This window comes from Amylolactobacillus amylophilus DSM 20533 = JCM 1125 (assembly GCF_001936335.1).
Taxonomy (GTDB): Bacteria; Bacillota; Bacilli; order Lactobacillales; family Lactobacillaceae; genus Amylolactobacillus; species Amylolactobacillus amylophilus.
The window spans coordinates 306,732-326,667 of record NZ_CP018888.1 but is presented as its reverse complement, the minus strand read 5'-3'; the positions used below and the strand labels follow the sequence as shown (position 1 = coordinate 326,667).

At 45.1% G+C, this 19,936-nt stretch carries 21 protein-coding genes; 19 read left to right on the top strand and 2 right to left on the bottom strand.

Translation table 11 applies throughout. From position 1 onward, the window contains the following. The first annotated feature begins 9 nt into the window (after positions 1–9). The 9 genes from LA20533_RS01810 (at position 10) to LA20533_RS01770 (ending at position 5,030) form a co-directional block, all read left to right on the top strand. On the top strand, positions 10–318 hold the full coding sequence (locus LA20533_RS01810) for a YbaB/EbfC family nucleoid-associated protein (RefSeq protein ID WP_054745508.1): 309 nt from the start codon (positions 10–12) through the stop codon (positions 316–318). 12 nt (positions 319–330) lie between these two features. Beyond that, complete coding sequence (gene recR / locus LA20533_RS01805) at positions 331–927, top strand: recombination mediator RecR (RefSeq protein WP_056946490.1); 597 nt, start codon at positions 331–333, stop codon at positions 925–927. Then, positions 927–1,157 carry a YaaL family protein gene (locus LA20533_RS01800; protein ID WP_054745510.1) on the top strand — a complete coding sequence of 77 codons (231 nt, stop codon included), beginning with the start codon at positions 927–929 and terminating at the stop codon, positions 1,155–1,157. The genes recR and LA20533_RS01800 overlap by 1 nt, the downstream gene beginning before the upstream one ends. Positions 1,158–1,242: 85 nt before the next feature. Further along, entirely contained in the window at positions 1,243–1,899 is a 657-nt protein-coding gene (gene tmk, locus LA20533_RS01795; protein ID WP_056946489.1) for a dTMP kinase, read from the top strand. Then, positions 1,896–2,225, top strand: a complete 330-nt coding sequence (locus LA20533_RS01790; protein WP_056946487.1) for a cyclic-di-AMP receptor — start codon at positions 1,896–1,898, stop codon at positions 2,223–2,225. Before tmk ends, LA20533_RS01790 begins: the two co-directional genes overlap by 4 nt. 5 nt (positions 2,226–2,230) lie before the next feature. Next, complete coding sequence (locus LA20533_RS01785; RefSeq protein ID WP_054745511.1) at positions 2,231–3,073, top strand: DNA polymerase III subunit; 843 nt, start codon at positions 2,231–2,233, stop codon at positions 3,071–3,073. Positions 3,074–3,084: 11 nt separating this feature from the next. Then, positions 3,085–3,432, top strand: a complete 348-nt coding sequence (locus LA20533_RS01780) for an initiation control protein YabA (RefSeq protein ID WP_141322585.1) — start codon at positions 3,085–3,087, stop codon at positions 3,430–3,432. Continuing rightward, positions 3,416–4,288 (top strand): 16S rRNA (cytidine(1402)-2'-O)-methyltransferase, encoded by an 873-nt coding sequence (gene rsmI, locus LA20533_RS01775; RefSeq protein WP_054745514.1) that lies wholly within the window; start codon positions 3,416–3,418, stop codon positions 4,286–4,288. The genes LA20533_RS01780 and rsmI overlap by 17 nt, the downstream gene beginning before the upstream one ends. 10 nt (positions 4,289–4,298) lie before the next feature. Continuing rightward, the gene (locus tag LA20533_RS01770; RefSeq protein WP_056946486.1) at positions 4,299–5,030 is read left to right on the top strand and encodes an acyl-[acyl-carrier-protein] thioesterase; all 732 of its coding nucleotides are present in this window, start codon (positions 4,299–4,301) and stop codon (positions 5,028–5,030) included. Positions 5,031–5,039: 9 nt separating this feature from the next. Here LA20533_RS01770 and LA20533_RS01765 read toward each other — a convergent pair whose 3' ends face one another. Further along, positions 5,040–5,270 carry an asparaginase domain-containing protein gene (locus LA20533_RS01765; RefSeq protein ID WP_054745520.1) on the bottom strand — a complete coding sequence of 77 codons (231 nt, stop codon included), beginning with the start codon at positions 5,268–5,270 and terminating at the stop codon, positions 5,040–5,042. Positions 5,271–5,393: 123 nt separating this feature from the next. Between LA20533_RS01765 and LA20533_RS01760 the strand changes: the two genes are divergently transcribed. The 4 genes from LA20533_RS01760 to tsaD all read left to right on the top strand — a co-directional run bounded on the left by LA20533_RS01760 (position 5,394) and on the right by tsaD (position 8,324). Next, entirely contained in the window at positions 5,394–5,912 is a 519-nt protein-coding gene (locus LA20533_RS01760) for a folate family ECF transporter S component (RefSeq protein WP_054745522.1), read from the top strand. Between the two features lie 66 nt (positions 5,913–5,978). After that, positions 5,979–6,755: a tRNA (adenosine(37)-N6)-threonylcarbamoyltransferase complex dimerization subunit type 1 TsaB gene (gene tsaB / locus LA20533_RS01755; RefSeq protein ID WP_056946484.1), complete on the top strand. Its 777-nt coding sequence runs from the start codon at positions 5,979–5,981 to the stop codon at positions 6,753–6,755. Next, on the top strand, positions 6,739–7,290 hold the full coding sequence (gene rimI, locus LA20533_RS01750) for a ribosomal protein S18-alanine N-acetyltransferase (protein ID WP_056946482.1): 552 nt from the start codon (positions 6,739–6,741) through the stop codon (positions 7,288–7,290). The genes tsaB and rimI overlap by 17 nt, the downstream gene beginning before the upstream one ends. Beyond that, positions 7,287–8,324, top strand: coding sequence for a tRNA (adenosine(37)-N6)-threonylcarbamoyltransferase complex transferase subunit TsaD (tsaD, locus tag LA20533_RS01745; RefSeq protein ID WP_056946480.1), 1,038 nt, complete (start codon positions 7,287–7,289; stop codon positions 8,322–8,324). Before rimI ends, tsaD begins: the two co-directional genes overlap by 4 nt. A 62-nt stretch (positions 8,325–8,386) precedes the next feature. Here the strand turns inward: tsaD and LA20533_RS01740 are convergent, their stop codons facing one another. Further along, positions 8,387–10,312, bottom strand: coding sequence for an ABC-F family ATP-binding cassette domain-containing protein (locus LA20533_RS01740; RefSeq protein WP_054745528.1), 1,926 nt, complete (start codon positions 10,310–10,312; stop codon positions 8,387–8,389). Positions 10,313–10,481: 169 nt separating this feature from the next. Between LA20533_RS01740 and LA20533_RS01735 the strand changes: the two genes are divergently transcribed. From LA20533_RS01735 to mutL, 6 genes are all read left to right on the top strand, one after another. Next, on the top strand, positions 10,482–11,114 hold the full coding sequence (locus LA20533_RS01735; protein WP_056946478.1) for a redox-sensing transcriptional repressor Rex: 633 nt from the start codon (positions 10,482–10,484) through the stop codon (positions 11,112–11,114). 163 nt (positions 11,115–11,277) lie between these two features. After that, a complete protein-coding gene (gene groES / locus LA20533_RS01730) occupies positions 11,278–11,562 on the top strand; it encodes a co-chaperone GroES (RefSeq protein ID WP_054745530.1) in 285 nt (94 codons plus the stop codon). Between the two features lie 92 nt (positions 11,563–11,654). Beyond that, positions 11,655–13,277 carry a chaperonin GroEL gene (gene groL / locus LA20533_RS01725; RefSeq protein ID WP_054745532.1) on the top strand — a complete coding sequence of 541 codons (1,623 nt, stop codon included), beginning with the start codon at positions 11,655–11,657 and terminating at the stop codon, positions 13,275–13,277. A 155-nt stretch (positions 13,278–13,432) separates the two neighbouring features. Next, entirely contained in the window at positions 13,433–15,265 is a 1,833-nt protein-coding gene (locus tag LA20533_RS01720; RefSeq protein ID WP_056946476.1) for an APC family permease, read from the top strand. A 128-nt stretch (positions 15,266–15,393) separates the two neighbouring features. Beyond that, positions 15,394–17,952, top strand: a complete 2,559-nt coding sequence (mutS, locus tag LA20533_RS01715) for a DNA mismatch repair protein MutS (RefSeq protein ID WP_056946474.1) — start codon at positions 15,394–15,396, stop codon at positions 17,950–17,952. 1 nt (position 17,953) lies between these two features. Continuing rightward, on the top strand, positions 17,954–19,903 hold the full coding sequence (mutL, locus tag LA20533_RS01710; protein ID WP_056946472.1) for a DNA mismatch repair endonuclease MutL: 1,950 nt from the start codon (positions 17,954–17,956) through the stop codon (positions 19,901–19,903). Positions 19,904–19,936 lie beyond the last annotated feature (33 nt).

Here is a 19,936-nt window from a genome sequence, read left to right as displayed (position 1 = left end):
AAGTAAACGATGCGTGGTGGAATGCCTAATATGCAGAAATTGATGAAACAAGCACAACAGATGCAAAAAGAAATGGAACAAACTAAGAAGGAAATCAACGAGACTGAATTTATCGGTCATGCGGCAAACGACTTAGTTGTTGCGACTTTCATGGGAGATAGTACCCTAAAGAAGATTGCGCTTAAGCCTGAAGTAATCGATCCAGATGATCCGGACATGCTCCAAGATTTGATTGTGGACGCGGTCAATCATGGGCTTAGCCAAATTAACGAAACAACGACCCAAAAGATGGGGAAATACTCTAAAGGATTAATGTAAAAAGGTGAGATAATGCAATATCCATTACCAATTGCCAAGGTAATTGAAAGTTATATGAAGCTACCTGGTATCGGAGAAAAGACGGCAACTAGACTTGCCTTTTATACTTTAGGCATGCCCGAGAGTGCAGTCCAGGATTTCGCCAAGAGTTTGGCTGATTTGCAGCAAAAACTGCGCTTTTGTTCAATCTGCGGCAACATCACTGAGACTGATCCATGTGCCATCTGTCGGGATGCAAGTCGTAACCAAAATCAGATTCTGGTAGTTGAACAACCAAAAGACATCATGGCCTTTGAAGAGATGGGCGAATACAATGGCCTCTATCACGTGCTGAACGGTGTTCTGTCACCGATGGACGGTGTCTCAGTTGAAGACATCAACATCAAATCACTGATTACGCGACTACAAGAGAGCGACGTCAATGAGGTGATCATCGCACTGAATTCTACACCAGAGGGTGAGGCAACAACCATGTATATCAGTCGACTGATTAAACCTGCTGGAATCAAGGTAACGCGACTAGCTAGTGGTCTAGCAGTCGGCTCTGATATTGAATATGCTGATTCCCTCACGCTAAAACGAGCAGTAACGGGAAGGACTGAATTGTAATGGGCAAGCATAATTTAAGGGAACAGGCTGACAGTCAGTTAATGACTTCAATTGCCAATCTGCAACAACAGCTTGCATTGACGAAGACGTTGTCAGAAACCAGTCTAGATGATTCGCCCGAGAATATCGTGGCTCTTAAGATATTGAAAGCTAAATATAATTTCCTGTTTAAAGAAGCCCGATTGCGCCAGACTAGTTCGAAGGGATTGAACAATGTTATTTCACATTAAGTCCAATTGTTTTGGGCTTTTTATTTTGGAATTGACTTTAAGTTGACTACGATTTCAAGTACAATTTTACCTATGGAGGCGTAAAATGACAGGGACATTTATTTCTTTCGAAGGGCCCGATGGTTCGGGCAAAACTAGCACGCTGAATGGTGTACTAGCACAACTTGCAGGCAACACGATTACTAAGCCAGTAGTTACCCGGGAGCCCGGAGGATCCCAGATTGCCGAAAAAATTCGCCAAATTATATTAGATCCAAACAATAAAGAAATGGATGTTAAGACTGAGGCGCTGCTCTTTGCGGCGGCCAGAAGACAACATGTGGTTGAGGTGATTAAACCGGCGCTAGAACGCGGTGAGATATTGATTTCTGATCGTTTTGTGGACAGTTCGCTGGCCTATCAGGGTGGCGGGCGCCAGATTGGGATTGCGCCAGTGGCGATGATTAATAGCTTTGCAACTGACAATCTGCAGCCCGATCTGACTATCTACCTCGATGTGGATTCGCAGATTGGCTTACAACGCATCTCAAACAGTCGCTCTGGGACGGAAGATCGCTTGGAACAAGAACAGGTAGAGTTTCATGAACGCGTGACTACTGCTTATCATGAGCTAATCAAAGCTAACCCCACCAGAATAATTGCGGTGAATGCTAATCAGGAGTTAGCAAAAGTAATCAGCGATAGTGTTAAAATAATAAGAGAGAGAATACCACAAATTTTTCGTGAAGGAGAACACAAATGAAATTAATTCTCGCAATCGTACAGGACAAAGACAGCAACCTATTGAGCAGTGAGTTTATCGAAAACGATATTCGGGCAACTAAACTATCGACCACTGGTGGTTTCTTAAAGGCCGGGAATACCACTTTTATCATCGGTATTGAGGATAAGCGGGTCTATGAAGTGCTGGACATCATCAAAAAAATCTCGCATGCAAGACAGCAGTTTATGACACCGCCAGTTAATATGGACATGGGTGGCGACGCCACAATGTCTTACCCAATTGAGGTTCAGGTTGGCGGTGCAACGGTGTTTGTCTTGCCAGTTGACCAATTCGAACAGTATTAAGCACAATGATAAATGAAGGTAGTTTTACCAACATTCCTGCTAAGTTTAAGCAGGAATTTTTACAAGCATATAAAGAAGATGCTGTGAGTCACGCCTACCTTTTCTTGGGGAGTGACGAAAAGACAACAACTGCAGCAGCTATTTGGCTGAGTTGTTTATTTCTGTGTGAGCACCCAGACGAAGATTTGCGACCGGACGGTACTTGCGCCAATTGCCGGCGGGTGAGTGAACTGAACCATCCAGACGTCTTTTTGGTGACCGAAACTGAGAAGCAGAGTATCGGGATCGACACTGTGCGGCCATTAAAGATTGAACTTGCGAAAAGTCCCACGGAGGGCGATCGCCGCTTCTTTATCATCTCTGATGCACAAAAATTAACGATGTCGGCAGCAAATGCACTACTAAATGTGCTGGAGGAACCTGTAGCACCCGTGCTGACAATCTTAACCACCACGAATGTTAATCAGATTCTGCCCACGATTAAGTCACGGGTTCAAATAGTTAACGTGACGGATGAATTCAAGAACGAGGCAGAACAAGATAAGCTGCAGGATGATCAAGCTGAGTTGGCGCCTTTAGCTGAGCGTTTTTATACTGAATTAATGGAGAATAATCCATTGGCGATTCTGACGGCCAAAACCCTTGCAGATTCAGCTAAGCAAAAGGAGTTGCAGCAATTTATACTCGATTATCTGCTGCAACAAGCCGATAGAGAAATGCTGACGCTCACGAACATCAAGCAAAATCAAGAGTTGTTGAGTGAGCTACTTCATGTGAACAAGATGATTGCTGCTAATGTGAGCTTTAGTAGTTGTCTGCAGTATCTAATTTTGAACATAGAATTCTAAAGGTGAACAAATTGACAGATCCATACACACAACTTGATCAGGTATTAAATAATTTACACACGATGATTACGACAGTCGAAGGCCTACAAAACGACCTGCTAGAGGCCCTGCGAGAGAATACTGAGTTAAAGATCGAGAATAAGCTCTTACGGGAGAAGTTCAACAATATTCCGGAGAAACACCAAGAGAAGACTCAGGATGGGATGTCCGGACTGAAAGAGATTTACCAGTCTGGCTACCATATTTGTAATATGTATTACGGCTCTCATAGAGTGGAGAACGAAGACTGTATTTTTTGCCTAGATATTTTCGATCATCAGCGTGGTGCGGGAAAGAAGAATAATGCAAATTCAAAGTAGTTTTAATGACGAAGCAGGCAAGCTTTATTTGGTGCCGACGCCAATCGGTAACTTGAAGGACATGACGCTGCGCGCAAAAGAAACATTAGAAAATGTGGATTTAATCGCCGCAGAAGACACGCGGACGACGGGTAAACTTCTGGGGCTCCTAGGAATTGAGACCAGTGGTAAACTAGTCAGTTTTCACGAGTTTAATGCTAAGGAGAAGGCGCCAGAATTAGTTACGCAAATTCTGGCTGGACATTCGCTCGCACAAGTCAGCGATGCGGGAATGCCTGTGATTAGTGATCCGGGATATGAACTGGTGCAGTCTGCGATTGCCGCAAATATTGCGGTGGTCAGTTTGCCCGGACCGGCGGCTTTCACCACCGCTCTGATTGCTTCTGGCTTGACGGCTCAACCGTTCACGTATTACGGCTTCTTACCGCGTAAGAAGAAACAGCAAACGGACTTTTTAACCGAAATCAGCAGACAAAAAGAGACGGCAATCTTCTATGAGGCCCCGCACCGGATTAGAGCGACACTCGCTAATTTGGGCGAAACCGTGGGTCTAAACCGCCAAGTGGTGGTCGCCCGCGAGCTGACAAAGTTACACGAGGAATACCTCCGTGGTACTGTAGCTGAGCTAATAGAGCACTTCGAGACGGTGGAACCACGCGGTGAAATGGTTGTTCTAATGGGTGGCTATGTTGAGTCAGAGAAACCGACAGCGACGTTAGCCGAGTTGGCGGTGGTAGTTGACCAACTAGTTGAAGATGGGCAGAGTAAGAAGGATGCGATTGGCCAAGTCGCACGGCATGCCCATTTAAGTAAGAAAGAATTGTACGATTATTATCACAATCAACCAAGGGAGTAAAACTAGGAGCATGGAAAAATTTGAACAAACTGCTAAATTATCTTACTTCGATGTTGATGCATTGAACCAGATTAAATTATCCGTCCTAATTGACCTACTCTTGAAGGTATCAAGCTATCAGCTCGATACAATGGGGGTGGGAACAAACAATCTTGCTAGGGAGAACCTCGGCTGGGTCGTGACGCAGTATCACATGGAGATAAAAAGATTACCACAACTGGATGAGGAAATAATTCTTGGCACGCAACCGACCGGTTACAACCGGTTTTTTTGTTACAGAGATTTCTGGGTGAAGACCCAGGAGGGGGAATCCCTGATTACGGTCTCCAGTACGTGGATTGTGCTAGATCTGTTGAAGCGAGAGATTCACGAGAATACGTCGGAATTTGGTGCAAAAATGGCGGTACCAGAGGTTAAGCGGGGACCGCGATTGCCAAGAATTAGGTTACCTAAGTTTGATGATTCCGGGGTCGAATATCGGGTACGTTATTACGATATTGACGCGAACCGTCACGTCAACAACTCACATTATTTTGAGTGGATGATTGATGTGCTCCCACAGGATTTGGTATTGCATGCTCAAATTAAGTGCATTGACATCAAGTTTGACCAGGAGATTCGCTACGGCGACTCTCCGAGGTCATTGGTCAAGGTCGAGGAGCAGGAGGAACTTAAATCATACCACCTCATTCAAAACGGAACAGGTAAGGCAGCCGAGGCGATTTTCACCTGGAAAAAATAAAAAACGCCATTAAGATACGGCATTGCTGACAAACTTATTTAGCTGAATTTGTAACATCTCATTCGGTGTAATTTGTGGCGAGGACAGGTTGAAGATTTCTTCAGTTGTGAGTTTCAATGGGACATCCGTAGCTAATTGGAATTGGTTGAGGGGATTTCTCTCATTTGGCATGATTTCACCAGCATCATTTTCTGACATGGAGATTGTGCCACCGGTGTGTAGAACGAGAATATTTTTCATCGTCGTTAACCTCTTTTCAATAACATATCATAGTAAATATGTGGGTTTAAGACAAGAATGTGTTATATTTAAACGGTTGTATTTATGTTAATGATGCAGATTAAGTGAACGGAGGGCGACTCCATGACAATGAGAAATGTATTTAGAAAATTAGAACTTAGAGAGTTGATTGTGCTGGGCTTAATTGTGGCCATTAGTATGATTTTGCAGAAAATTTCATTTGGGACATCGGTCACCAAAGTTGGGTTGGGCTTTATCGCAACGGTGCTGCTTGGAAAGTATTTTGGCCCTTTTTGGGGTGGCATTGGCGCAGGCGTAGCTGATGTGCTTTCTGCTGCATTATTCGGGGTTGGCGGAGGAATGTTCTTTGGCTTCACCATCTCCGCAGTTGTTGGGGGGATCATCTACGGTCTCTTCTTCTACGAGCAAAAACTCGTGGTTTGGAAGGTGATAAGCGCTGTTTTATTAGTCACGATTATTGTGAACGTCCTGCTCAACACATATTGGCTGACCGTTATGTACAAGCTCGACTTTCGTGGCGCGCTCCTCCAAAGAATTCCAAAGGAACTGATTGTTCCTTGGATTCAGATGGTAATCACCTGGATTGTTCTAAAAGCGACAGAACGTGTTAAGATTAAATAATAGTATTTTTTAACCAGAAATTTTAACGAGATAAAGTGAATTAAGACAAGATTCAGAGGATACAAATTGAAGACTTTAAGTATATCGACTGCAACGGAAAATCTGAGCGTTGCCGTGAATAATGGCATTGAAACGTTAGCAGAGCGCAATATCGTTGATCAAAGAAATCATAGTGTGAATATTATTCCTACCATTGAGGCGGTGCTTGCTCAGTCAAACCTCAAGTTGACCGAGATTGAACAAATCGCTGTTGCCGCGGGTCCAGGATCGTATACCGGCCTGAGAATAGGTATTACCACCGCGAAGGTGATGGGAGAGCGGCTGGGCGTGAAGCTAGTTGGTGTCTCCACTTTGGCGGCACTAGCAGCGAATATGACGCCTGCTGGAACCAAAGCTGAGCTAACGGTCGCACTACTAGACGCGCGCAATGATAATTTCTTCGCGGGAGCATATCGGCTGGACTCTGCTAGCAAGAGTTCAGGTCCAGCGGTGGTGCTTTCAGACGCTCATGTGGCCCTGGAGCACCTATTAGAGCTTGTGCAGGAAATGCTCCGGCAATATAACTTTACACGGGTGAACTTCGTCGGTGACTTCACGCCAGAACATGCAGCTAAAATCAAGGACCAACTTCTTTCTACTGATGTCGAGCTTCATTTCGGGACAGACCAGGAAAATTTGGTTCATGCCGGGCAGATTGGCTGGATAGCGGAATTTAGTACACCAGTTAGTCCTGCAGAGCTCTTGCCTCGTTATTTGCGAAAAACCCAGGCTGAGGTTGAGTGGGAGAATAGGACCGGTGCGAAGAGCTTGAAAGACGATAGTAAGTATGTTGAAGAAGTTTAGTGATTTTTTTAAACCTGTACCACAGTTTGACCTCTCATTTGAACCTTTTGTGAAAGTAATTTCACACCTCTCACTCCAGTTTATGAAGGCTAATGATAGTCACCTTGAGGACCTGTTGAATCTTGAACGACGTGTCTACCGCGGACGCACACCGTGGGACCGCTTTTCATTTAGAAATGAGTTAAAGAAACATCATAACTCACTCTATCTTGTCGTGTATGATGGTTCACAGCTGGTGGGTTTTATTGGTGCTCGCTTCTCTGAGCAGGAGGGACACATTACGAATATTGCAATTAGCCCAGAATACCAGCACAGAAAGATTGGGAGCTTTCTAGTTTCAATGATGATTGATTACGGTAGAAGAAATAATTGTACTGTGATTACCCTAGAAGTGCGGATGGACAACTTGGTGGCCCAAACGGCATATAAGAAGTTGGGCTTTAAACCCAATATTGTCAGGAAAAACTACTATTACACTGAAAAAGTCGACGGTTTAAACATGGTGTTAGACTTGAAAGGAGACGGATTTAAGTGACGAAAGATAATCTAATTTTGGCATTTGAGACTAGTTGTGACGAGACGAGCGTGTCTGTCGTCAAGAATGGGCATGAGATTCTCTCGAATGTGATTGCCACGCAAATAAAAAGCCACCGGCGTTTCGGTGGCGTCGTGCCAGAAATTGCGAGCCGCCACCACATCGAGGTAATCAACCAGGTGATGACTGAGGCCATGGCCGAGGCACAAGTGGACTACGACGATCTCGATGCAGTAGCTGTGACCAAGGGTCCGGGACTCGTAGGCGCACTTCTAGTCGGAGTTGCGGCCGCCAAGTCGGTGGCGTTGGTCGAGCAAAAGCCACTAATTGGTGTCGACCATATTGCTGGTCATATCAACGCAGCTAATCTGGACAATGAAGTGGTTTACCCGGCATTGGCTCTGGTAGTCTCTGGCGGTCATACCGAATTGGTCTATCTAACCGATGAGAATAGTTACGAAATCATCGGTGATACTAGAGATGACGCGGCAGGAGAGGCGTACGACAAGATAGGTCGCGTGCTTGGGATTAAGTATCCTGCAGGTAAAACAATTGATGAGATGGCTCATCAGGGCTCCGACACATTCCATTTTCCACGGGCAATGATGGAGGATGACGATTATGATTTCTCCTTCAGTGGCTTAAAGAGCGCTTTTATAAATACCGTCCATCATGCAGACCAGTTAGGTGAAACACTCGATCAGAATGATCTGGCAGCTAGTTTTCAAGCAAGTGTAATCGACGTTTTGGTCCACAAAACATTGCGTGCAATCGCAGAGTACAAGCCTGAAACATTTATCTTAGCCGGTGGAGTAGCGGCGAACCAGGGACTACGTGAAAGACTGGCAACGAAAATTAGTAAGTTGCCCCAACAGCCAAAAGTGATTATTCCCCCACTGCGCCTTTGTGGTGATAACGCGGCAATGATTGGTGCAGCAGCATATCACCAGTTTAAGGCTCAAGATTTCGCTGATTTAACGCTGAACGCTGATCCGTCACTTGAACTGCCTTATGCAGAATCAATGCTTGATTAGAATAGTAATAAAAAGGAGTAGCTATTTACGATTGAAATAGTTACTCATTTTTCTGTGATTTTTTACTTTATGGCAGCAAATGTTTCGAGTTTCGTTAGCGCCTGTTCCCACCTAGCTGATATTGCTTCATTTTCTTGCTCAAGTTCTTGAACCTTCCTTTGGAGTGGATCTAACTTGCCAAAGTCAGTCGCTACTTCTGGTTGTGCCATCTCTAGTTGTAGCTCCGTAATCTTGTTCTCAATCTCGCTGATTTGGTGTTCTAATTGGTCCACTTCCCGCTCCAGACGTCTCTTTTCAGCCTGATTCTTCTTTTGCAGCTGGTAATCAACCTTACTTTGGTTGGCGTTAGCAGTAGTTGCATTATCCTGTTCGCTACTGTTACTTGGCTCAAGTTGATTTCTCTTCTCTAGGTAGAATGAGTAGTTGCCATCGTAGATAGTACCATGTCTTTCGTTGACTGAGTAAATTTTCTGTGCAAGTTGGTTAATGAAGTAACGGTCATGTGAGACGAAGACGATTGTCCCTTCATAGTGTTCGAGTGCTTTCTCGAGCACCTCCTTAGCCTCAATGTCCAAGTGGTTGGTGGGCTCATCCATAATCAAAACGTTGTTGAATTCGAGTGAGAGGACAGTTAACGAGAGTCGCGCTCTTTGGCCGCCTGAAAGTTGGGCAACTGTCTTCTCGAGGTCATCAGGACCAAATAGGAAACTAGCTAGGATGCTACGAACTTCTCGCTCAGGCATCGTCTTGTGGCGATTCCAAATTGTATCAAGCACGGTCTCCTTTGGGTTAAGGTGGTTGATTTCTTGGTCGTAGTAGCCAATCTTAAGGTTGGCACCGTACTTGATATTTCCCTTCAGTAGCGGTAGCTCCTTGACGATTGTCTTCAAAAGGGTTGACTTTCCGATTCCGTTCGGCCCGATAATTGCGAGGCGATCCTGCTGGCGGACCTGCAGATTTACATCCTCAATCATGGTTTTGTTCGGATAACCAACAGAGACGTCAGAGAAAATCAGCACCTCTTTACCAGTCTGCTGCTCAATTTTGAAGTTAATGCGGACCTTTTGATCGCGTTTTGGTGGCTCGATTCGTTCCAATTTATCCAGTTGTTTCTGGCGACTTTGTGCCCGTTTCGTCGTCGATGCGCGCACAATATTCTTCTGAATAAAATCCTCTTGTTTCTTGATTTCTGCCTGTTGGCGCTCGTATGCCTCTTGTTGTTGATCGTCTAATGACGTCCGCAATTTGGTATAGGCAGTATAGTTTCCCTTGAACTTATTCAGTTGACCGTGTCGCAACTCTAGGATATCGGTCGCGACCGCATCCAGGAAGTATTGGTCATGGCTGACGGCGAGGATTGCGCCTTTATACGTTTTCAGAAAACTTTCCAACCAGTCCAGGGTGTCGAGGTCCAAATGGTTGGTGGGCTCATCTAGGATTAGCAAATCAGGACTTTTGAGTAGGAGCTTCACAAATGACAACCGCGTCTTCTCACCGCCTGAGAGCACGCTAATTTTCTTGTCATAGGTTGTTTCGTCAAATTTGAAGCCATTTAGAACACTCTTGATCTCTGCCTGGTATGTAAAGCCACCTTGTTGCTCGAAATTGAATTGTAATTGGTCGTATTGTTCTAGCATTTCCGAATTGGGTGTGCTTGTGGTAGCAAGCTCTTGTTGAAGCCGGGTTAATTCATGCCCCAGCTCGATTAACGGCGCGAAAACTTCGGCCATCTCCCCGTAAACGGTTTGGTCTGGATTGAGGTTATTCTCTTGTGCAATATAGCCAAAAGTGATATTTTTACTTTTAACAATATTGCCGCTTGTAGGGGCCTCTTGCCCGGTGAGAATCTTAATCAAAGTTGATTTACCAACGCCGTTTGGACCTACTAGGCCAATCCTACTTTTCCCGTCAATCTCAAAGCTAATATTCTTGAATAATGTTGTAGCGCCGAAGCTGCGTTCGACGTTATTTGCTTGCATAATAATCATTTAATCACCTAGAGAACATTCTATCATAGTTCGTGAATTATGTTGTTGAAGTCAGTCAATGAATTATTATACTAAATTTTTGGCTTTTGTGAAAAAAATACTTGAACTTTTACTACTTAATTAGGTATTATAGAATTGTTAATGAAAAAGTTCACAAATGAGGTGTAGTATGGAAGACGTTAAAATCCCTAGGGCAACTGCAAAAAGATTACCGTTATATTATCGGTATCTGGTCTTCTTGAACGATGAGGGAAAAGAGAAGGTCTCCTCGACTGAATTATCTGAGGCCGTCCAAGTTGATAGTGCTTCAATCAGGAGAGATTTCTCATATTTTGGTGCGCTCGGCAAGCGTGGCTATGGCTATGATGTCAAGAGACTCCTTGATTTTTTCAAAAAGATTTTGAATCAGGATACGCTGACGAATGTTGCGCTGGTCGGTGTGGGTAACATGGGGCACGCCCTGCTCAATTATAATTTCAAGCGGACCAATAACATTCGGATCTCTGCCGCCTTCGATGTGAATGCAGAGATAACTGGTAAAATAATGAACGGTGTGCCAGTCTATCATACCGAGGATCTGAAGAAGCAGTTAAGTGAACAACAGATTGAAATTGCTATTCTTGCTGTCCCAAAAGATCAGGCACAGTCCACCGCTGATGAGTTGATCGAGGCGGGAATTAAAGGCATCATGAACTTCACACCAATTAGAATTTCGACCCCAAGCAATGTGCGTGTCCAAAACGTTGACTTGGCAACTGAACTACAGACGTTGATTTACTTCCTGGAGCAAGACAACCAGTAGTCAATCATTCAATCATAGATTAAAGTCGCGAAACTTTTCGCGACTTTTTTAAATTTCATAATGTCAAAAAACTTGCATTTGGTTGACGGAAAAGTTAAGATAATTTTTGTAGTTAGCACTTATTAATTAAGAGTGCTAAAAAAGAAATAGGAGGGATATCAACGTGTTAAAACCAATTGCAGATCGCGTGATTATCAAAGTACAGGAAGAGAAGGAAGAGTCAGTTGGAGGAATCCTACTAGCATCAAATGCGAAAGAGAAGCCTCAAGTTGGTGAAGTTATCGCTGTGGGCGATGGATCAGTGACAGAGAACGGCACTAAGTTACCATTAACTGTTAAAGTTGGCGACACCGTGTACTACGACAAGTATTCTGGTAGTCAGGTTAAATTTGATAATGAGGATTACCTTGTTTTACACGAAAAAGATATTATCGCTATTGTTGAGTAGTGAGTATGAAACTCACTATCACTGATGTTCATGCACATTAATATTTAACTTAATTAATTTTAGAACTAATAATAAGAAGGACGGAGATTCAAATGGCAAAAGATATTAAATTCGCTGAAGATGCTCGTGCAGCAATGCTGCGTGGTGTTGATAAGCTGGCAGATACTGTTAAGACAACGCTTGGACCAAAAGGTAGAAACGTAGTGCTCGAGAAATCATATGGTTCACCCGACATCACAAACGATGGTGTGACAATCGCCAAGTCGATTGAACTAGAAGATCATTTCGAGAACATGGGTGCAAAACTCGTTGCTGAAGTTGCATCGAAGACGAATGACATCGCTGGTGACGGTACGACCACCGCGACGGTTTTGGCACAAGCAATCGTTCGTGAGGGAATGAAGAACGTCAGTGCCGGTGCAAATCCTGTGGGTATCCGTCGGGGAATTGAGCAGGCTACTAAGGCCGCTGTCGCTGAATTGCACAATATTAGCCACGAAGTTGCTAACAAGGACCAGATTGCTCAAGTTGCTTCTGTCTCAAGTGCAAGTGAAGAAGTCGGTCAACTCATTGCGGATGCAATGGAAAAGGTTGGTAACGACGGTGTTATTACCATCGAAGAGTCAAAGGGAATCGACACTGAATTAAACGTGGTTGAAGGTATGCAATTCGACCGTGGTTATCTTTCACAATACATGGTAACGGATAATGACAAGATGGAAGCAGACTTAGACAACCCTTACATCTTAATCACCGACAAAAAGATTACGAATATTCAAGACATTTTGCCAATGTTGCAAGAAATAGTGCAACAAGGTAAGGCACTGTTGATTATTGCTGATGATGTTGAGGGTGAAGCACTACCAACACTTGTGTTAAACAAGATTCGGGGTACTTTCAATGTCGTTGCCGTTAAGGCACCGGGCTTTGGCGATCGGCGCAAGGAACAACTACAAGATATCGCTACATTAACAGGTGGTACGGTAATTACCGATGATTTCGGCCTGGAATTAAAGGATACTAAGCTTGAGCAACTCGGCCAGGCTGGTAAAGTTACGGTTACTAAGGACAACACAACGATTGTTGAAGGTTCTGGTACGAAAGAAGCAATTGCAGAGCGTGTTGAGACAATCAAGAACCAAATTGAAGGCACGACTTCAGACTTTGACCGTGAGAAGCTACAAGAGCGGCTTGCTAAACTGTCTGGTGGTGTAGCCGTTATCAAGGTTGGTGCTGCTACAGAAACGGAATTAAAGGAAAGAAAATACAGAATTGAAGATGCTTTGAATGCAACTAGAGCTGCGGTTGAAGAAGGCTACGTTGCAGGTGGTGGTGTTGCTCTGATTAACGTCATTAAGGCAGTTGATGACCTCACTGCTGAGGGCGACGAGCAAACGGGAATTAACATCGTTAAACGCGCGCTTGAAGCACCTGTAAGACAAATTTCTGAGAATGCCGGACTTGAAGGTTCAGTTATTGTAGAACGCATGAAGAGCGAGAAGAATGAGTTTGGTTTCAACGCTGCCACAGATAAGTGGGAGAACATGGTTGAGGCAGGAATTATTGACCCAACCAAGGTTACTCGTTCAGCATTGCAAAATGCCGCATCAGTTTCAGCATTATTGTTGACCACTGAAGCTGTTGTTGCGGAAATTCCTGAAGAACATCCAGCAGATCCCCAAGCTGGTATGAACCCTGGAATGGGCATGATGTAACAGATATAATTAAGAAGTAGCACTGCTACTTCTTTTTTTTATTTCTAAAATACTGACAAAATAGACTAGCTTTTTTAATGTAGATGGAGTAATATTGCGTGGTTTATTGATTAATTATTCTAAGAATGCATGTTTCATTTCTGGAGGAAATATTAATGGGACAGTTCAAACAATTGCTATTGGGTAAACCGTTGAAGTCAGACGAAGAGGGTGGACAGAAACTCACTCGCTTCAAAGCATTAGCTATGCTGAGTTCAGACGCTTTATCAAGTGTGGCCTATGGTACGGAGGAGATTGCTCTTGTGCTAGTGACGCTGTCGGCTGCAGCAATGTGGTACTCTATTCCAATCGCGGCCTTCGTGCTTGTCTTGTTGCTTTCGCTGACTTTATCTTACAGACAGGTTATTCATGCTTATCCCGGTGGCGGTGGGGCCTATAAGGTCTCAAGCGATAATCTGGGTAAAGGTGCAGGACTCGTGGCTGGAGGCTCATTACTCATTGATTACATGCTGACCGTTGCAGTTAGTGTGTCGGCTGGCTCAAATGCAATTGTGGCGGCTATCCCGGCTCTTTATGGTCACCAAGTAGTCATCTCCTTGGTCATTATTACCATCCTGACTATTCTCAATTTGCGGGGCATGAGCGAGTCTGCGAACTTCCTGATGATTCCAGTCTATTTCTTTATCGTCATGATTCTGATCATGATTGGGACAGGATTATTTAAAATCCTGACCGGACAGATTCCATTTACAGCGGCAGCGCCCATTGGCGCTGTCGTGCCTGGTGTGACTGCCGCACTGATTTTCAAAGCATTCTCTAGTGGCTCAAGCTCCTTAACCGGTGTCGAGGCCATTAGCAACGCCGTCCCATTCTTCAAGAAGCCCCGTGCAAAAAACGCTGCGGCGACTTTGACCATCATGGCCGCAATTCTGGGCGTGTTCTTTGCCGGTATCTCTTTTCTAAACTATTGGTACGGCATTGTGCCAATGGAGAAGGTCACGGTTCTCTCACAAATTGCCGATAAGACATTTGGAGGCCAGAACATCTTCTACTACCTGGTTCAATTTGCGACGGCGTTCATCCTCACGGTTGCTGCCAACACAGGATTCTCCGCCTTTCCCGTTCTCGCTTTTAACTTGGCTAAAGATAAATTCATGCCGCATAACTACATGGATCGTGGGGACCGACTGGGCTACTCAAACGGCATTCTTACACTGGCGATCGGATCCGGTATTCTCATCGTCATGTTTGGTGGCGATGTTTCCCGGCTGATTCCGCTCTATGCTGCTGGCGTGTTCATTCCGTTCACGTTATCGCAGACTGGGATGATATTAAAGTGGTGGCACGAGCGGCCAAAGAATTGGGTCTGGAGTGCAACTGCCAATCTGGTCGGTGCGCTGATTTCTTTCGCGATTCTGGTAATTCTATTTACCTATCGCTTAGCCGAAATCTGGCCGTTTTTCGTTATCATGCCTGCACTCGTCTACCTCTTCCATAAGATTAACCAGCATTACAAAAATGTGGCGGAACAACTGCGACTCATGGATAATGAGGCAACCTACCACCAATTTGACGGTTCAACGGTGATTGTGCTTGTTTCAAGCGTCACTCAGGTTACTAAGAACGCCCTCAGTTATGCAGAGTCAATCGGTGACTACGTCATTGCAATGCATGTCTCGATGGACGAGAATCCCGATAAAGAGAAGGAAATTCAATCAGAGTTCACGAAAGATTACCCGAATATTCGCTTCGTCGATATCCACTCATCTTACCGCTCTATTGTGAAGCCGGTCAGTCGCTTCGTGGACGTGATTAGTCGCAACGCAGCGCAACGTAACTATTCAACCACAGTGTTGATCCCACAGTTCGTCCCAAATAAGAACTGGCACTTCGCGTTACATAATCAGACAGCTTTACGTTTGAAGCAGACTTTTATGCGCCGTGAAAACATTATTGTCGCAACGTACAGCTATAATTTGAAAAAATAAATTAAGAATAATACTAATGTTAATTCTAGAGAACAGTGGTCAAGCATGCTGTTCTCTTTTTGTCGTTTGCGGGGGAGATTTTACGGTATAATGATGAGAAAGTATTATTTTTAGGAGAGATGATTAAGATGCCACAAGCAGATACACCAATGATGCAACAGTACAGGAAAATAAAAGCACAGTATGCTGATGCCTTCTTGTTTTATCGTGTGGGCGATTTCTATGAACTCTTCGAGGACGACGCTGTGAAGGGGGCACAGATTCTTGAACTGACACTCACGCACAGAAACAAGAATGTTGAACATCCAATTCCAATGGCCGGTGTGCCTCATCACGCGGTCCAAAGCTACATCGATACTCTGGTTGAGAAAGGCTATAAGGTCGCCATTAGCGAGCAACTGGAGGATCCAAAGCTGGCTGAAGGGATGGTCAAAAGGGATGTCATTCAACTGATCACACCCGGGACAATGGTTGATGATCGGCCCAATCATGCAAAGACCAATAATTATCTGACCTCAGTTGTACTGACCAGCGCGGGTTATGGATTGGGGTATGCCGACCTCGCAACAGGTGAGATAGAGACGACCCATCTAGTGGACTTTGACAGCACATTCAATGAATTACTGTCGCTCAGAACGAAAGAGGTTGTTTGGTCGGGCGCACTCACTGATCAGCAAAAAGATTATTTTGCCAAGGCTAACATCATCATTTCAAAGCCGTTTAAACCGGAACAACCGTCAAGTGAGACGTCATTTGTCACCCAGAACCTCACTAACGAAGAGGAACGTCTAAGCACGAGCCAGCTAATCGATTATCTGGTGGCTACCCAGAAGAGGAGCCTCGCTCACCTCCAAATAGCCAAGACATACGAGCCAAGTAGTTACCTCCAGATGAGTCACGTCGTGAAGCAGAATTTGGAGTTGCTAAATTCCAACAAAACACAGAAAAAGGCGGGTTCGCTGTACTGGTTGTTGGATCAAACAAAGACAGCGATGGGTGGACGCCTCCTTAAACAGTGGATTGACCGCCCCCTGATTAGGAAACAGGATGTTGTGGCACGCCAAGAGATGGTCGAAGCTCTGCTAGACGATTACTTCACGCGGGAGAGTGTTCTAGATGCACTTGCCGGTGTGTATGATCTGGAGCGCTTGACTGGCCGCATTGCTTTTGGCAGCGTCAATGGACGTGAATTGTTGCAGCTGGCCCGCTCGTTGAAGCAGGTTCCTTTGATACTCGCTACACTTCGCCAGTCCCAGAGCAAGACGCTGCTAGACTTTGCTTCACAACTTGACCCAATGCAAAATGTGGCAGAGCTGATTACGACAGCATTGGTCGATGACCCACCCGTTTCCACCACAGATGGCGGACTAATTCGTCCGGGTTATAATGACCAGCTTGACCGTTACGTTGACGTCATGACAAATGGCAAGCGTTGGGTGGCGGAGCTTGAAGCAAAGGAACGTGAGCAGACGGGAATTAATACGCTCAAAATCGGCTTTAACAAGGTCTTTGGTTACTACATCGAGGTGACTAACGCAAACAAGGCAAATGTGCCTGAGGAGCGCTACCAGAGAAAGCAGACTTTGACCAATGCAGAGCGGTATATAACGCCTGAATTGAAGGAGCATGAACATTTAATTCTCGAGGCAGAGAATAAATCAACGGACCTCGAGCACGAACTTTTCGTCAAGCTGCGCGATCAGATTAAGCAATACATCCCCCAACTACAAAAGTTGGGTCAAGAGATAGCTACATTGGATGTCCTAGCGGACTTCGCGGTTTTAGCAGAGAAGAATCAGTACACTAAGCCGACCATCAATGAAAAAGACCAGAATATTCAGATTGTTAACGGGCGTCACCCGGTGGTGGAACAGGTTCTGGCCAAACGGGACTATATCCCAAATGACGTGCTAATGGATGAGAGTAGCAATATTTTCTTGATTACTGGACCGAACATGTCTGGTAAGAGCACGTACATGCGCCAACTAGCTCTGATTGTTGTGATGGCCCAGATTGGTTCTTTTATTCCCGCCGAAACGGCCAAGCTGCCGATTTTTGACCAAATATTTACCAGAATTGGCGCTGCGGACGACCTGATTTCTGGCCAGAGTACCTTCATGGTTGAGATGAACGAGGCAAATCAGGCTTTGATGCATGCTACTAAAAAGTCCCTGGTGATCTTCGATGAGATTGGTCGGGGGACGGCCACTTATGATGGGATGGCACTCGCCGGTGCAATTATTAAGTACTTACATAATAATATTCATGCTAAGACAATGTTTGCCACACACTATCATGAGTTGACGATGCTCGATCAGACGCTAACCCACTTGAAGAACGTGCATGTCGGTGCTACCGAAAAAAATGGCGAATTAATTTTCTTGCATAAAGTATTGCCTGGGGCAGCGGACGAATCTTATGGGATTCATGTGGCGAAGCTAGCGGGGCTCCCGCAACCGGTACTTGCAGAAGCCACGACGATGTTGCATCAGCTGGAGCAGGACCAACATTCCGCGTCAACCAAGAATACGGAACAATTAGCTCTGTTTGATTCGGAAGATACAATCAGTGACGTAGAGAAGGACGTAATCAGCACGATTAGGTCGTTGTACTTGGCTGACAAGACGCCACTTGAATTGATGAATACAGTGAGCCAATGGCAACAAGAGTTGAATAACGAGGATTAATATGGCAGAAATTAAAGAATTATCACCTGAATTGAGTGACCAAATTGCTGCTGGTGAAGTAATCGAACGTCCAAGTTCGGTGGTGAAGGAATTACTGGAGAACGCCATTGATGCGGGTAGTAGTCAAATCAAGATCTCCTTTGTGGAGGCCGGACTACGGGAAATCGTGATTGAGGATAATGGTAGTGGTATTGCACCAAATCAGTTGGATTTAGCTTTTCGCCGGCACGCGACAAGCAAGATTAGTACAAAGGCGGACTTATTTAAGATTCGCACTCTGGGCTTTCGGGGTGAGGCACTCGCATCTATTAGTGCCGTAGCCCATGTGGCTATTCTGACTAATACTGGTGGTGCTGCAGGTGTTAGTGCCACCTTTGCCGATGGGCGGAAGCTGACGCAAAAGCCAGCTGCTGCGAAAAAGGGAACGAGAATTAGTGTGCGGGACCTCTTTTACAACACGCCTGCGCGGTTGAAGTATCTCAAATCGGAGACGACGGAGACGACGAAGATTATTGATATCGTCAATCGGATTGCCCTGAGTCATCCCGAGCTCAAGATCTCGCTGAAGAGTGAAAAGAAAGATTTGCTACTCACAAATGGTAGTGGCGACTTGCGCCAGGATATGGCGCACATCTATGGGCGGATCGTAGCCAGTCAGCTGATTGAATTTAGCGGTTCTGATGCAGACTTTGTCATTACTGGCCTGATGACGCCACCCGACATTACGCGGGCGAATCGGAATTACATTTCTATTCTCCTCAATGGGCGTTATATCAAGAATTTTCAGCTGAGTAAGGCAATTATGGCAGGATATGGCTCGAAAATTGGCCTAGGTAAATTTCCGATTTTCGTATTGAATATCAAATTGGATCCATTATTGGTCGATGTCAATGTGCATCCAACGAAGCAGGAGGTTCGTTTATCAAAGGAATCAAGCCTTAGCAGACTGATTATCAATACGGTTGCAAAAGCGCTTGAACGAAACTCGAACTCGGGCGACGCGCTGACTAATCTAACCAACCCAACAGATACGACGAGCTACGACCAAATGGTGTTTAACCTGAACAAAAGCAATGCGGCAGACATCGCAGCCCCAAAAGAGAACGACCAGCAAGCGGGTGCTGAGGTACACGAGAATTCTGCTGGATTTACGGTAGAGCATAGAGAACTTGAGGTCAGCGAGCTCAATATTTCGGTATCAGACCCTGATCAGTCGCTAGTCTCACCTAGCTGGGCACAAAACGTCCAAATTCAGACAGGATTGTTGCCATTTGGTGGTGCACTGGTCAAAGCGACAGATGTGGCGCATGGTTCGACGGATCAGGTTTTACAAGCCGGTTTTCCTGCGTTAACATATATCGGTCAGCTACATAACGGGCTGATTGTTGCGGACAGTACCAGCGGATTTTACCTGGTAGACGCCAAGGAGGCAATGGCTCGCCTGCGGTATAACAAGCTGGAACAAGAATTAACTGAGCTGACGCTCACGCAGCAGGTGCTGTTGACCCCCATAATCTTGGAGTTAAACAACACAGAATATGAACAAGTACTAGACCATCTAGATTTGTTTAAAGAAGTAGGCTTAGTACTAGAGGATTTTGGCCGGAATAGCCTCATCATGAAGAGCCATCCTAATTGGATACCGGCGGGCTTTGAAGAGAAATATGCTCGAGCTACGCTTAATCTCTACTTCAACAATCCACGAAGTGATGTGTCGGATTTTAAACAGCAAGTTGTGCTGTTTGCGGTGCAGCAGTCCGTGCAGCACGGCCAGCAGCAGAATACCCGCTTCAATCTAGAAACTGGTCAGAGCTTATTAGACGACTTGCAAAACGCCGATTCACCATACCAGAGCCCGACGGGTAAACTGATTCTGGTTCATTTCTCGAAGCGAGATCTGCAGAAGATGTTTAAACGAGTCCAAAAAACTGCTAAATTAGAACTAGACTAGCTTTGACAGCAACAACTTAGGAATCGAGGAGTT